The organism is Amycolatopsis tolypomycina (assembly GCF_900105945.1).
Lineage (GTDB): Bacteria > Actinomycetota > Actinomycetes > Mycobacteriales > Pseudonocardiaceae > Amycolatopsis > Amycolatopsis tolypomycina.
Genome location: NZ_FNSO01000004.1, coordinates 1,771,557 through 1,786,190 on the forward strand (window position 1 = coordinate 1,771,557; position 14,634 = coordinate 1,786,190).

The window sequence follows — 14,634 nt, forward strand, 5'->3', positions numbered from 1 at the left end:
ATGCCCCCTGCCCAGAACCCGTTTTCCCGACGGCAGTTCGGCGCCTTCGCGGCCGCCGGGCTCGCCGCGGCCGCCGTCCCGCCCGCGCTGGCCGGCCCGGCCGCGGCGGCCGCCGCGGCGCAGTGCTACCAGCCCACGTGGCCGTCGGTCGACCGGCACCCGCCCGCGCCGGAGTGGTTCCAGGACGCCAAGTTCGGCATCTACTGGCACTGGGGCGCCTTCACCACGCCGGAGTACGGCAGCGAGTGGTACGGCCGCAACATGTACATCCCGGACAGCGGCGAGAACAAGCACCACAAGGCGACCTACGGCGACCCGAAGGTGTGGGGCTACGACCGGTTCATCGACGGCGGCACCGACGTGGCAGGCAACCCGGTGCAGTTCGCGCCGAAGCTCGTCTCCCGCGGCGGGCAGTTCGACCCGGAGGAATGGGCGCGGGTCGTCAAGGCGTCCGGGGCGAAGTTCGCCGGCCCGGTCGCCGAGCACCACGACGGGTACTCGATGTGGGACAGCAAGGTCAACGAGTGGAACTCGGTGGCGCGCGGGCCGCACCTGAACCTGCTGAAGCTGTTCTCCGACGCCATCCGCGGGCAGGGCCTGAAGCTGCTGGTCGCGATGCACCACGCGTTCAACTACAACGGCTTCTACGACTTCGCCCCGCCACAGAGCACCCCGACCCTGCGCAAGCTCTACGGCCAGCTGCCGCGCGCGGAGGAGGACGCGCTGTGGCTGGCCAAGCTCAAGGAGGTGATCGACCGCGCGAAGCCGGACATCCTCTGGCAGGACTTCTCCCTGAACTCGCCCGGCTACTGCATCAACAGCGGCCCGTGCGCGGTGGGGGAGCAGCAGCGCCTCGAATTCCTGGCCTACTACTACAACCAGGCCGAGAAGTGGGGCAAGGAAGTCGTTTCGACGTTCAAGCACTTCGACCACGGGTTCAACACCAACGGCGAGGTCGCGGACTACGAACGCGGCGGCCCGGCCGACATCGTCACGCCGTACTGGCTCACCGACGACGCGATCAGCAGCAGCAGCTGGAGCTACACCCAGGGCATCGGCTACTACTCGAGCACGCAGATGATCCACGCGCTGATCGACCGGGTCAGCAAGGGCGGCAACATGCTGCTCAACATCTCCCCGACGCTGGAAGGCACGATCCCGGCCGAGCAGCGGGCGGTGCTCGCCGACTTCGGCACCTACCTCGGCCGCGTCGGCGAGTCGATCTATGCGACGCGCGTCTGGGACGTCTACGGCGAAGGCCCGACCAAGATGGGCGGCGGCTCGTTCGTCTCGCCGAAGGTGGGCACGGCCAAGGACTTCCGGTTCACCCGCGACAAGGCAGGCCGCGTGCTGTATGCGACCGTGCTGGCCTGGCCCGGCGCCACGGCGGACATCACCACCCTGTCCGGCAAGCGGATCGACCTGAGCGGCCTGCGCCGCGTCGAACTGCTCGGCGCTCCCGGCGCGCTGAAGTACACCCAGGACGCCGCCGGCCTGCACGTCACGCTGCCGGCGAAGCCGTACGACTCGCCCGCTTACGTGCTCAAGCTGACCTTCGCCGGCAAGATCCCGGTGGTGGGTCCCGCGTCCGGCGCGAAGGTGTTCGCCGACCGCGGCTTCCGCGGCGCGAGCGCGGCACTGGGGATCGGCGGTTACACCGCGGCCCAGCTGCAGGCCGCCCTGCCGAAGCCCGTTTCCGCGATCTGGCCAGGGGACGGCTACCAGGCCATCGGCTACCCGGCCGACGACTTCGCCGGGACCCCGAGCCGGTTCACCGTGGCCACGCCGGACGTGCGGGCGTCCGCGATCGTCTCGCTGCGCGTGGCGTTCGACCCCGCCCGGTGGTTCCGCATCGTCAACGTCACCAACGGCCTGGCCGTCGACGGCGGCGGTGCGGTCGCGGCGGGCAGCAAGCTGAAGATCTGGACCCCGGACGACAGCCCGAACCTCCAGTTCGGCGTCGAGGACATCGGCGACGGGTTCGTCAAGCTGACCAACCGCACCAACGGCCTGGTGATCGACGGGGCAGGCGCCGCGTCGGGCGGCAACCCGGTGCAGTCGGCCTACACCGGCGCGGCGAGCCAGCAGTGGTCGGTCACCGACACCGGCGGCGGGGTCTGCGCGATCGCGAACCGGGCCACCGGCCTGGTCCTCGACAGCGGCGGGAACGTCCCGTCGGGCTCGCCGCTCAAGGTGTGGTCCGACGACGGCAGCCCCAACCTGCGCTGGGTGTTCTCCGTGGCCTGACCGCCGGCGGGTTTCGCTGTCATGAACGACTCTTTCATGACGTCAGACGTCATGAAAGAGTCGTTCATGACGCTGGCGAGAGCCCGCCGTCGAGGCCGCGGAGGTCGTCGAGGTGGGCGCGCAACCAGCGTTCGGAGGTGTCGACGTGCAGCAGCGCGGCCGCGGTGGCGACGGCGGGGTCGCGGTCGGCGAGGGCGTCGTAGATCGCCTTGTGCTGGGACAGGGTCACGTGCGTCGCGCCCCGCTCGACCGTGCCGCGCCAGACCCGCGCGCGCAGGGTCCGCGAGGAGATGCCGTCGAGCAGCGCGGTGAGGGTCTCGTTGCCCGCCGCGCTGACGACCGCCCGGTGGAAGGCGGCGTCGAGCACGGTGAGGCGTTCGACGTCCTCGATCGCTTCGTGCATCGCGTCGAGCAGCTCGCCCACCGCGCGCAGCTGCGCGTCGGTGATCCGGGTGGCGGCCAGCCCGGTGGCCGCGGGCTCCAGGAGCCGGCGCACCTCGGTGAGCTCGAGGACACTGCCGCCCTGCATGAGCGCGACCGCGCTGCCGAGGCCTTCCAGCAGCAGGCTCGGGGCCAGGCTGGTGACGTACGTGCCGTCGCCGCGGCGGACTTCGAGGACCCGGGCCAGCGCGAGCGCCTTCACCGCCTCCCGCGTGGGGCTGCGGGAGATCCCCAGCTCGGTGGCGAGCTCGTGCTCGGGCGGCAGCTTGGAGCCCGCCGGGAACCGGCCGGAGGAGACGAACTCCCGGATCCGGTCGATCGCTTCGTCGGTCAACGATCTCGCCATGGTCCTCCTCGCGCGACTTCTGCTGAGTCTACCATTCGTATGATGTATATCTCGGAATGGCTCCTTATTCGTCAGTTTCGACGGTGATGGGTCGCTCAGACGTGTGATGTCTTGCCGTCTGTGCTTACTAACTTGTAAGTTAGAACGCATGACGACCTTCACGATCGACGAGGCCGAGGCGCTCAGCGCCCGGTGGGAAAAGGCGTGGAACGGCCACGACGCCGACGCGGTCGCCGCGATGTGCGCGGACGACCTGGTCTACGACGAACCCGCGCTGGCGGAGACCGAGCACGGGCCGGACGCGATCCGCGAGTTCGTGACCCGCATGGCGCGCGCGTACCCGGACTACTCGTTCACGCGCATGGGGTTGTACCCGGAGGTGAGCCGCCGCGCCGTGCTCGTCGCGTGGCGCTTCACCGGCACGTTCGCCAAGACCGGCGAGGTCGTCGAGTTCCACGGCGACGACCGGCTGGAGCTGGGGGAGGACGGGCTGATCCACGAGTACCGCTGCCTGTACGACAACAAGTTCGTGCTGAGCCAGCTCGGGAACCGGTGAGCGACGCGGGTCCGGCCCGCCTCCCCGCCGCGGCCCGCCGGGCGGGGATCATCGAGGCGGCCGACGTCGAGTTCGCCGCAACCGGGCTGGCGGGCACGCGGCTGGAGGCCATCGCCGCCCGCGCGGGGATTTCGCACCCGCGGATCGTGCAGATGTTCGGGTCAAAGCAGAAGCTGTTCCTGGAGGTGGTGCACGCGGCGTACGACCGCATCGAGGCGGCGTTCGCCGACGCCGAGCCGACGCTGCCCGCACTGGGCGTGGCGTATGTGCGCTTGCTGCAAAAGGATCCGACGGTCGGCTTGGTGGTGCTCCAGGGCTACGCGGCGGCGGCGGACGAGCCGGTCCGCGAGGCGGTACGCCGGCGGCACCTGGATTTGATGGCGACGATCGGACGGCTGACGGGCGCGGACGCGTTGCGGGTGCGGACGTTCTTCGCGACGGGCCTCGTCCAGACGGTGTCGACGGCGCTCGACCTGCCCGACCGGCGGGCCGACACGGGGTGGAGCGCGTGGCTGCTCGACCTCGCCGATCCGGCCCGGGAAACGTGACGCGTCCCGGGCGGCGCGACACCCGCTGCCCGGAACGCGTCTCCCCTCAGAACTGGGTGAAGAACTTCCAGGTCTCCGCCGGGAGCCACGTGGTGCGGCCCTTGACCGGTGCCGGGGCCGTGGCGTTGGCGCCGTCGGCCGGGCTGGCGTCGTGGCCTCCGTCGTACGCCACCCACTCGACCGGATGGCCCGCCGAACAGCCCGCGTACGTCGTGGCGATGTGGGTGCGGCTGCCCTTCGCCGGTTCCCGCGGGCTCTGCGGGGTGCACTGGTTGTTGCGCACGAACCGGTCGCGCAGTGACCGGCCGCCGCCGATGTTCAGCACGCCGTCGCCGATGCCGTGCGCCGCGAGGTAGGCGATCGGCTGCGTACCGCCGCTGCACCCGCTGAGCTGCCCCGCCGAATAGAGCGCGACCGCGCGGAAGACGTTCGCCCGTGCGCAGGCGAGCGCGTAGCTCATGCCGGCGCCGTAGCTGAAGCCGACCGAGAAGATCCGCGTGGTGTCGATGCACAGGCCGTTCTGGATCTGCCGGAGCATGTCGTCCACGAAGGTCACGTCCTGGCCGCCCGAGTTGGCCCAGCCGTTGTCGATCCCCTGCGGCGCGACGAAGATGGTGCTGTCACCGGCCAGCCGCCGCAGCCCGTAGTACGCCCAGACGTCGGTCAGCACGGTCCGCCCGGTGGCGACGTCGGTGGCGTTGCCGCCCCGCCAGTGCAGCCCGAACACAAGCCGGTAGGAGCGGTTGCGGTCGTAGTTCGCCGGGATGGTGATGATGTAGTTCCGGCTCTTGCCGCTGCTGCTGATGGTGTGGTTGCCGGTGGCCAGAGCCGGTGCCTTGCCGCACCCCGCGCTCGCCGCAGTGGTGCTCGCGACGGCGGCCGACGCCGGCGGGCCGGCCGCCGTCTGCAGGGTGGCCGCCGTCAGCAGCGCGGCGAGCACCACGGGCCACCGGCGCCGTCGCCGTCCGGGCGCGGGGTCGTGGGTCGTGAACCGCATGATTCTCCCTGGGGGTGAACGGAGGGTGGGCTGGGGACGATGGTGTGAAGGCCGTTCGCCGGAAGTCAAGGGCGCGCCGCGGCGGGCAGCGGTTTCCGGTTCCCCGGGGTTGAAACTTACAGGTTTTGGTCCTTTTAGGACGGTCTCGGGCCGGCGTTTTCTTGCGCTGAACAAATTCCGGGCACCGGTTTCGGCTGCGCAACGCCGATGATGTGGCCGCGTGCCGCTCCGCCGATGGCGGAACAGCGTGCGGATCGACGGAATTCGACGCGAGCGCGGGGATTTTGTTCAGCCGGTTGACACATTGGCGAGCGCGGTTTCAGCATCGTGCCTACACCCCTCTCGTCCGAGGATGTCCCGCGCTCGCCCCTCCCGTGGTCCGCGAAAGGTGCCTGCCATGTCCCTGGAGTTCCCGGCCTCGCCCCCGATCAGCCGGCGCACGGTGCTGGCCGCCGCAGGCGCTGTCACGGCTGCCTCGCTGGTGCGCTTCGCTCCCGGAGCCGGGGCGACGGAAGGACCGAGCAGCTACACCCCGACGTGGGCGTCGGTGGACCGGCACCCGCCGGCGCCGGCCTGGTTCCAGGACGCGAAGTTCGGCATCTACTACCACTGGGGTGTCTTCAGCGTCCCGGCCTTCGGCAACGAGTGGTACCCGCGCACCATGTACGTCAGCGGATCCAGCGAAAACAACCACCACAAGCAGGTGTTCGGCGACCCGTTGGCGTGGCCGTACCACAACTTCATCAACGGGGCGAACGACAAGTCGGGCCGGTTCGTCCAGTTCGCACCCAAGCTCACCTCGGCGGGCGGGAGGTTCGACCCGGTCGCGTGGGCGCAGCTGTTCAAGGCCGCGGGCGCGAAGTTCGCCGGCCCGGTGGCCGAGCACCACGACGGCTTTTCGATGTGGAACAGCCGAGCCAACGAGTGGAACTCCGTGGCCAAGGGCCCGAAGCTGGACCTGGTCGGGTTGCACGGGCAGGCCATCCGCGGGCAGGGCCTCAAGTTCCTGTGCGCGCTGCACCACGCCTTCAACTTCACCGGCTACTACGACCATGTGCCCGCGCAGTCGAACGCGTCGCTGAAGAAGCTCTACGGCCAGCTCGGCGCGACGGCGGAAAACCAGCTCTGGTACGCGAAACTGCAGGAGATCATCGACGGCTACCAGCCCGACCTGATCTACCAGGACTTCAACCTGGGCCGGATCCCGGAGGCGCAGCGGCTGAACTTCCTGTCCTACTACTACAACAAGGCCGTCTCCTGGAACAAGGACGTGGTGGCCACCTACAAGGACGGGTTCAACAACCGCGGCGAGGTCTACGACTACGAGCGCGGTGGCCCGGCGGGCCTGCTGACGCCGTACTGGCTGACCGACGACAGCATCTCCAGCTCCAGCTGGTGCTACACGAACGGCATCGGCTACTACTCGCTCAAGGCGATCCTGCACTCGATCCTCGACCGGGTCGCCAAGGGCGGGAACACGCTGCTGAACATCGCCCCGATGGCCGACGGCACGATCCCCGACGGCCAGCGCGGCATCCTGCTCGGCATCGGCGACTACCTCGGCCGGTTCGGCGAGTCGGTCTACGCCACGCGGTCGTGGTCGTCGTTCGGCGAAGGCCCGACGAAGATGGGCGGCGGCTCGTTCACCGGCCCGAAAGCCGGGACGGCGCAGGACATCCGGTTCACCCGGACCAAGGACGACAAGGTGCTTTACGCGACCGTCCTGGGCTGGCAGGGGGCCACGACGACCATCAGTACCCTGACCGCGTCCCGCTTCCCGCTGGCGGGTCTGGTGTCGACGCAGCTGCTGACCAACACCGCCGGCAGCTACGTGAACCTGCCGCGGCCGACCCAGGACGGCGGTGGCCTGCGCGTCGCCATGCCTTCGGCCACGGCGCCGTTCAGCGCTCAGGCCTACGTCCTCAAGTTCACCTTCTCCGACCGGATCCCGGCCTGAGAGCTGTCCCCCGCCCCTTCGCACGGTTCGGAGAAAGCCTTGATGTCCCCTCGCACCCGACGACGTGTGCTCGCCCTACCCCTGGCGGCCCTGCTGCTCACCGGCACGGTGGGGGTGGCCGACGCCCGAAGCGGCGGCTCGGTCGCCGCTGCCGGCATCACCGCCACCGTCAACGCCGACGGCAGCTACCGGATCACCACCCAGCAGCCCGCCGCGTGGACGTTCACCGGCACGGTCGGGCGGGCGGTGACCGGCCAGAGCACGAACACCGGCACCGACGCGATCGGCCAGTACCAGGAGATCGTGTTCACCTACACCGACAGCGTGCGCCGCAGCGGCAGCATCCGCGTCTACCAGAACTCGCCGGTGGTGCTGTTCGGCTCGACCAACCTCGCGTCGGTCGCGAACACCGCGGCGTCCGGGGCGACTTTCCCGGCCCTCGGCTCGCCGGCCCTGCCCTACCGCCAGTCGTTCCAGCACGCGTCCTGGTCGCCGTACGTGTTCAACGGGACGCTGGCCCCGGACAGCCCGCTGCTGACCTTCGACGCCCAGAACCGCGGCTACCTGGTGTCCCCGGCGGACAACTTCCCCGTCGCCGCCATGACGCGCAGCAGCAGCAGCAACACCGTGTCGGCCGGCATCACCTCGAGCGTGGGGACGCTGCCCGCCGGCTTCACCCACCGCACGCTGCTGGTGGTGGGCAGCGGCGTCAACAGCACCTACGGCACGTGGGGTTCGGCGCTGCTGGCCCTGGGCGGCAAGCGGCCGGTGGCCAACGACGCCAACGCGACGCTGAACAAGCTGGGCTACTGGACCGACAACGGCGCCACGTACTACTACAAGTACGACACCGCCCGCGGCTACGCGGGCACGCTCGACGCCGTGGTCAAGGACTTCGCCGCGAAGGGCACGCCGGTGGGTTACCTGCAGCTGGACAGCTGGTGGTACCCGAAGGGGTCGTCGAACTCGTGGCAGGGCAACGGCACGGACCGCGGCGGCGAGTACACCTACCGCGCGGCGCCGGCGCTGTTCCCGAACGGGCTGGCCGCGTTCAAGCAGCAGGTGGGCGTGCCGCTGGTGACGCACGCGCGCTGGATCGACCCGGCGAGCCCGTACCGGCAGCAGTACAGCATGTCCGGTGACGTGGTGAAGGACGCGGCGTTCTGGAACAGCGCGATGGACTACCTGGCGAGCGCCGGCGTGGTCACCTACGAGCAGGACTGGCTGTCGGCCAAGGCGCAGCCGAAGTACAACCTGACCGACCCCGACGGCTACCTCGGCAACATGGCCCGCGCCGCGGCGGCGAAGGGCATCACCATGCAGTACTGCATGGCGCTGCCGTGGAACAACCTGCAGAGCACGCTCTACCCCAACCTGGAGACCACCCGCGTCAGCGGCGACCGGTTCGAGCGCGGGAAGTGGGACGCGTTCCTGTTCGGTTCGCGGTTCGCGAGCGCGCTCGGCGTCCAGCCCTGGGCGGACGTGTTCATGAGCACGGAGACGAACAACCTGCTGCTGGCGACGCTGTCGGCGGGCATGGTCGGCGTGGGTGACGCGCTGGGCAGGCAGAGCGTTTCAAACCTGCAGAAGTCGGTCCGGTCCGACGGCGTGATCGTCAAGCCGGACACCGCGCTCGTCCCCCTGGACGGCGTGTACCCGGCGATCGCGGCGAACGCGAACGCGCCGATGGTGGCCGGCACGACGAGTGACCACAATGGACTGAAGGGCGGGTACGTTTTCGCGTACGCGCGCAACGGCGGATCGCAGCCGGTGAGCTTCAGCCCGAACAGCATGGGCGTGGCCGGATCGGCGTACGTGTACAACTACTTCGCGGGCGCGGGTCGCGTGGTGCCGGCGGGCGGCTCGTTCACCGACACGGTGACGGCGAACGGCTCGTACTACGTGGTGGCGCCGGTCGGCTCGTCCGGAATCGCGTTCCTGGGTGACACGGGCAAGTTCGCTTCGCTGGGCAGCAAGCGGATCGCGCAGCTGTCGGACAACGGCAGCGTGCAGGCGACGGTCGCGTTCGCGGCGTCGGAGCAGTCGGTGACGGTCCGCGGCTACGCCCCGGCGGCACCGCACGTGACGGCGTCGAGCGGGTCGGCCGGCGCGGTGCGGTACGACGCGGGGACGCACCTGTTCTCGGTGGACGTCCGGCCGGGCGCGGACCACACCGCGGCGATCACCGTGGCGGCGAGCTAGCCCGGATGCAGTGAATGACTCATTCCTGGCGTCGGAGGTCAGGAATGAGTCATTCACTGCGCTGCCGCCGCCGCAGCCCGAGCCGCGCTCACCGCAGTCCCGTGCTCGTGATTCCCTGCACGAACCGCCGCTGGAAGACCAGGAACACCACGATCACCGGCACCATCGACAGCACGCTCACCGCCATCACCGCCTCGATCGGCGAATTGAACGTGCCGTGCATCGACTGCAACCCCAGTGGCAGCGTGTAGTTCCGGTCCGGCTTCAACGCCACCAACGGCCAGATCAGGTCGTTCCAGCGCCACACGAACGCCACGATCACCAGCACCCCGACCAGCGGCCCGCACAGCGGGAGCACCACCCGGCGGAACACCGTCAGCTCGCCCGCGCCGTCCAGCCGGGCCGCTTCCAGGAGCTCGTCCGGGATCCCCAGCATGAACTGGCGCGCGATGAACACCGCGATCCCCTCGGCCGCGCGCGGCAGGATCACCGCCCAGAGGGTGCCGACCAGGTCGAGCTTGGCCACCACCAGGAACTCCGGCACCATGATCACCTGGATCGGCACCATGATCGTCAGCAGGATGGCCAGGAACACCACGTTCCGGCCGCGGAAGCGGTACTTCGCGAACGCGTACCCCGCCAGCAGGCTGACCAGGACCGTGATCGCGACCCCGGCCACCGTCGTGAGCACCGAGTTCACCGCCCAGCGGCCGACCGGCTGGCTCGCCACCGCCTCGCGCAGGTTGTCCAGCGTCCAGCTCGGCGGCCACAGCCGGAACGTGCCGTCGAGCAGGGAGCCGCGGGGGGCGAACGCCGTGGCGAACATCCAGTACACCGGGAAGACCATCACCAAGCCGCCGGCCAGCAGCAGGGCCCAGATCGCCCAGCGGCCCGGCGTCATCCGCGCGCTCGTCACAGTGCCTCCTCCCGGCGCCGCGAAGCCAGCCACTGCAGCAGCGTGAACACCAGCAGCAGCACCGTGAGCACCACGCCGATGGCGCTCGCGTAGCCCATTTCCCCCTGGGTGAACGCCGCCCGGAAGATCGCCTGCAGGAGCACCGTGGTGGCGAACCCGGGGCCGCCGCCGGTCAGCACGTAGATCACGTCGAACACCTGCAACGAGAAGATCACGTTGACGACCAGGAGCATGAACGTCGTCGGCCGCAGCTGGGGGAACGTCACGAACCGGAACTGCTGCCAGCGGTTCGCTCCGTCCAGTGTGGACGCTTCGAGCAGGCTGGGCGGTACCGACTGCAGCGCCGCCAGGTAGATCACCATGCAGAACCCGATGCGGCCCCAGACAATTGCCGCGCTGAGCGTCACCATGGCCCAGGACGGTGACGTCAGCCACGGCACGCGCGCGAGCCCGAGCGCCTGCAGCAGGTTGTTCAGCACGCCGGCGTCGCCGTTGAAGATCCAGTCCATGACCAGGGCGACGACGACGCCCGAGACCACCATCGGCAGGAAGTACAGGGTGCGCAGCACCGCCCGCGCGGGCAGGGCGCGATTCAGCAGCGTCGCCAGCAGCAGGCCGAGCGCCATGCTGGTCGGCACCGTCCCGACGGTGAACACGAGCGTGGTGCGCAGGCTCTCCCAGAACAGCGGATCGGCGGCCAGCCGGGTGTAGTTGGCCACGCCGTTCCACTGTCCGTCGCCGAACACGGGCACGTCCTGGAAGCTGAGCACCACCGCGTACGCCAGCGGGACGAACGCGAACACGGTGAACAGCGCCAGCGCGGGGGAGAGGAACAGGTACGGCGCCAGCGCCGCCCGGTCACGCGAGCGCACGGCCGACCTTGTCCGCGATCCTGCGCGCCGTGGTCGCCGCGTCCTGCTGGCCGGTGAAGCACAGGTCGAGCTCGTCGCCGAGGGCCTGGTTGACCGGGTCGAACTTCGGGCTCGTCTCCACCCGGACCATCGCCTCGGGCACGGTCGCCGCCTGCTGGACGAACTTCTGCATCACCGGCGCGTTCGACGCGAACCGCAACGGCTGCGCCAGCAGTGACTTGCGGACCGGCAGGAACAGGTCGCGCTCGCAGAAGGACTTCATGTTCTCCTGGTTGCAGACGAACGCGACGAAGTCGGCGGCCAGCTGCTGGTTCTTCGCGCTGCGGGTGACGCCGAGGACGTTGCCGCCCAGGTCCGACGCCGCCGAGGTGCTGCGGATCATGTACGTGGCGTCCCACGACCCGGCCGGCAGCGAACCGAACTGCTGCATGATCCAGTCGCCGTGGATGAGCAGGCCCACCGTGCGGGAGGTGAACAGCTGGTCGGCCGTGCCGTCCTGGGTGGCCTTGATCGTGTCGCCGGCGGGCACCAGCCCGTCGGCGTACCAGCTGCGGCTGAACTCGATGGCCTCGATCCCCTTGGCGCTGTTGATCGCGGGGGTCTTGAGGTCGTCCTCGAGGAGCCTGCCGCCGTGCATGTAGAGGATCGGCAGCCACCGGTAGGCGGTGTTGACGCCCTGGAACCCGTAGGCGAAGGCGTACTTGCCGGTCACGGCCTTCACTTTGCGCGCGACGTCGCGGAACTCGTCCCAGTCCCACGCTTTCGCCAGTTCGGCGGGCGGTGTCACGCCCGCCTTTTCGAGGATGTCCTTGTGGTAGTAGACGCCGAAGGTGTCGGTGTGCTGCGGCACGCCGAACACGCCCTTCTCCGTGCGCACGGCCTGCCAGAACGAAGGCGCGAAGTCGTCGCCGTAGCCCGCCGGCAGGTGGTCGTCCAGTTTCACCAGGCCGCCGTTGCCCGCGTAGCGGCCGTAGGCCTGGTACGTCATCCGGATGATGTCCGGCGCGGTGTCCGCGGCGAGCTGCGTGGAGAACCACTGGCCGAAGTCGCCCGAGGGCGTCACGTTCACGGTGATCTTCACGCCCGGGTGGGCCGCCGCGTAGTCCTGGGCGAACTTCGTGTAGGTCCTGATGTCTTCCGGGATGTTCCAGGTGGACAGCACGAGTTCGCCGCTGTCACCGCGGTCGGCGCCGCAGGCGGCGAGGGCGGGCCCGGCGGCCGCGCCGGCCAGCCCCGCCGCAGACAGCCGGAGGAACCGGCGGCGATCGATCGAAGGGGTCACGGCGTTTCTCCTCGGGTGCGTCGGTGCAGCCGGATGAGCCGGGCCGACGGCCCGGCGGGGAGCGAGATCCGCAGGGCGCCCCCGGCCCCGGCGAGGTCGAGGCCGGTCGGCAGGTCGGCGGGAAAGAGCACCCGGGCCGGAGCCGGGTCGCTGGCGGGTGCTGGGTCGCGGCCGGGTGCCGGGCCGCTGGCGGGTGCCGGGCCGCTGTTGGGCGCTGGGTCGCCGTCGGGTGCTGGGCCATCGCCGGGTGCCGGGTCGCGGCCGGGTGCCGGGCCGCTGTCGGGTGCTGGGCCATCGCCGGGTGCCGGGTCGCCGTCGGGCCACGGCAGCGGCAGGGTCACCGTGCCCGCCGTGGTGCCCCGGTGCCACACGGCGAGGACGCACTCGTGGTCGTCGTGCACCGCCAGGGCGATCCACCGGTCGTCCCGGCCGGGCAGTCCCAGCGGCCAGTGGGGCTGCCCGCGGGCCAGGAGGCTCCGGTAGCGCTTGTAGACCTCGACAGCCGTGCGGACCCGCTTGGCCTGCTCCGGAGCCATGCGGTCGATCCGCCCGCTCAGGTGCACGCGGCCCAGCATCGCGTTGACCAGGCAAAACGACGCCTCTTCCGGCCCGTGCTCCGGCTGCGGGTACGCCCAGACCGCGCTCTGCTCCGGCGTCACCGCGGACGGCGCAGCCGCCGCGATCGGCGCGTAGCGGCCGTGGTCCTTCTGGTCGCTGGTCGACTGCAGGGCCGTGCGGGCGAGCAGGGCGTAGTCCATCCGCATCCCGCCGGACGCGCAGTTCTCCAGCACCAGCGCGGGATGCCGGGCGAGCACGCCGTCGAGCCACGCCAGGAACGCGCGGTTGTGCCCGAGCAGCCCGGCGCCGGTGCTCTCGCCGCCGGCGTCCGTGCCGGCCGCGCTGATGTTGTAGTCCAGCTTGAGGTAGCCGGCCCCGAGCTCGCCGACGAGCCGGTCGACCACCCGGTCCATCCGCTCGCGGACGGCGGCGCAGCGGTAGTCCAGGTGGAACCGCCCGTTCTCCCGCACCCGGACCCCGCTGTCGGTGAAGAACGCCTCCGCGGGAAGCCGGTCCACGACGGGACTGCGGACGCCGACGACCTCCGGTTCCAGCCACAGGCCCGGTGTCATGCCGGCGTCGGTGATGCGGCGCAGCGTCGTCTCGATGCCGTGCGGGAAGCGGACGGTGGACGGTTCCCACTCGCCGACGGTGTCCCACCAGCTGCCCTCGTCGGCGTACCACCCGGCGTCGAGCACGAAGTACTCCGCGCCGGCTTCGGCGGCCGCGTCGATCAGCGGACCGAGGTCGGCTTCGGTCGCGTTGCCGTCGAGGCAGTTCATGTAGTCGTTGAAGACGACCGGCAGCCGTTCGAGGTCGGGCGCCGGACGGCGGATCGCCCGCCGGTACCGCGTCAACGCGCGCAACCCGTCGTCCAGGCCCCCGGCGGTGGCCGCGATCGCGACCGGCACGGTGGCGAACGACTCGCCCGGCGCGAGCGTGACGCGCCACTGGTGCTCGCGGCCGGTGGGCCCGGCGGCCTGCAGGTACAGGGATCCGTGGTGGTCGCCCAGCTCCCAGTGCCAGGCGCCGCAGTGCTCGACCTGCCACACCCAGGCCAGGCCGCGCTCGAGGTCCTCGATCCCGCCCACCGGCAGGAAGTCCCCGCTGGACCAGCTGCCGGTCGCGGTGACCGCGTGGCGGCCCTTGGCGGTGCCCTGCCCGTCGTCGAAGGGCCGGATGTCGACGAGGCCGGCCTGCTCGGCGGTGCGCCGCTGCCAGCGCAGTTCCGCGGTCCAGGCGTTGCGTGCCTCGTGAAGGCGGAGCTTGGCCATCGGGCCGAAACCGGTGACGGCCAGCGAGGAAACGTACGTCAGCGTCAGCGGGGCCCGGCCGGTGTTGGCGGCTTCGGAGCGGACGCGGATCACCTCGGTCCCGGCCACGTGCTCCAGCGCGGTGCGCACGCGCAGTCCCCGTGCGTCGTCGCGCTGCTCCACCCACAGGATCGTCCGGTCCGAAGTGGACTCCTCCGTGTGGCCGGCGTAGCGCAGGCCCGCCGTCACCGCGTACGGCCGGTGCTGGGCCGACGTGCTGTTGCCCAGCCGGCCTTCGCCGGGGCTGTCGAGCTCGACCAGCGAAACACCCGGCCCGGCCGGTGCCGGGCCGGCCCCGGGCACCAGCCCGAGCACCCGCACCGGGTCCGCCGGACCGGTCACCAGGTGCACGGCGATGCCGCCCGCGGTCCAGGACAGGGTGTTCATGCGTGCCTCCCC

Annotated in this window: 11 protein-coding genes; 5 read left to right on the plus strand and 6 right to left on the minus strand. The window is 70.6% G+C overall.

From position 1 onward, the window contains the following. Positions 1-2,247, plus strand: a complete 2,247-nt coding sequence (locus BLW76_RS18980) for an alpha-L-fucosidase (protein WP_091309178.1) — start codon at positions 1-3, stop codon at positions 2,245-2,247. A gap of 64 nt (positions 2,248-2,311) precedes the next feature. On the opposite strand, the gene BLW76_RS18985 is transcribed toward BLW76_RS18980, so the two are convergent. Beyond that, positions 2,312-3,034 carry a FadR/GntR family transcriptional regulator gene (locus BLW76_RS18985; RefSeq protein ID WP_091309179.1) on the minus strand — a complete coding sequence of 241 codons (723 nt, stop codon included), beginning with the start codon at positions 3,032-3,034 and terminating at the stop codon, positions 2,312-2,314. 148 nt (positions 3,035-3,182) lie between these two features. Here BLW76_RS18985 and BLW76_RS18990 point away from each other — a divergent pair, with 148 nt between their 5' ends. Together BLW76_RS18990 and BLW76_RS18995 are read left to right on the plus strand one after the other, a co-directional pair. Beyond that, positions 3,183-3,590, plus strand: a complete 408-nt coding sequence (locus BLW76_RS18990) for a nuclear transport factor 2 family protein (RefSeq protein ID WP_091309181.1) — start codon at positions 3,183-3,185, stop codon at positions 3,588-3,590. Continuing rightward, entirely contained in the window at positions 3,587-4,138 is a 552-nt protein-coding gene (locus BLW76_RS18995) for a TetR/AcrR family transcriptional regulator (protein WP_091309183.1), read from the plus strand. Before BLW76_RS18990 ends, BLW76_RS18995 begins: the two co-directional genes overlap by 4 nt. A 46-nt stretch (positions 4,139-4,184) precedes the next feature. Here BLW76_RS18995 and BLW76_RS19000 read toward each other — a convergent pair whose 3' ends face one another. Continuing rightward, the gene (locus BLW76_RS19000; protein ID WP_091309186.1) at positions 4,185-5,135 is read right to left on the minus strand and encodes a CE1 family esterase; all 951 of its coding nucleotides are present in this window, start codon (positions 5,133-5,135) and stop codon (positions 4,185-4,187) included. 397 nt (positions 5,136-5,532) lie between these two features. On the opposite strand from BLW76_RS19000, the gene BLW76_RS19005 reads away from it, so the two are divergent. After that, complete coding sequence (locus tag BLW76_RS19005; protein ID WP_091309189.1) at positions 5,533-7,092, plus strand: alpha-L-fucosidase; 1,560 nt, start codon at positions 5,533-5,535, stop codon at positions 7,090-7,092. A gap of 42 nt (positions 7,093-7,134) precedes the next feature. Then, positions 7,135-9,294: a hypothetical protein gene (locus BLW76_RS19010; RefSeq protein ID WP_143060643.1), complete on the plus strand. Its 2,160-nt coding sequence runs from the start codon at positions 7,135-7,137 to the stop codon at positions 9,292-9,294. 88 nt (positions 9,295-9,382) lie between these two features. Here BLW76_RS19010 and BLW76_RS19015 read toward each other — a convergent pair whose 3' ends face one another. Genes BLW76_RS19015 through BLW76_RS19030 form a run of 4 tightly spaced genes read right to left on the minus strand, consistent with a single transcriptional unit; the run spans position 9,383 to position 14,622 of the window. Next, positions 9,383-10,210: a carbohydrate ABC transporter permease gene (locus tag BLW76_RS19015; RefSeq protein ID WP_208613332.1), complete on the minus strand. Its 828-nt coding sequence runs from the start codon at positions 10,208-10,210 to the stop codon at positions 9,383-9,385. After that, a complete protein-coding gene (locus BLW76_RS19020; protein WP_091309194.1) occupies positions 10,207-11,082 on the minus strand; it encodes a carbohydrate ABC transporter permease in 876 nt (291 codons plus the stop codon). The genes BLW76_RS19015 and BLW76_RS19020 overlap by 4 nt, the downstream gene beginning before the upstream one ends. Then, positions 11,069-12,364, minus strand: a complete 1,296-nt coding sequence (locus tag BLW76_RS19025; protein WP_091309196.1) for an ABC transporter substrate-binding protein — start codon at positions 12,362-12,364, stop codon at positions 11,069-11,071. The genes BLW76_RS19020 and BLW76_RS19025 overlap by 14 nt, the downstream gene beginning before the upstream one ends. Continuing rightward, a complete protein-coding gene (locus tag BLW76_RS19030) occupies positions 12,361-14,622 on the minus strand; it encodes a glycoside hydrolase family 36 protein (RefSeq protein ID WP_091309199.1) in 2,262 nt (753 codons plus the stop codon). Before BLW76_RS19030 ends, BLW76_RS19025 begins: the two co-directional genes overlap by 4 nt. Positions 14,623-14,634 lie beyond the last annotated feature (12 nt).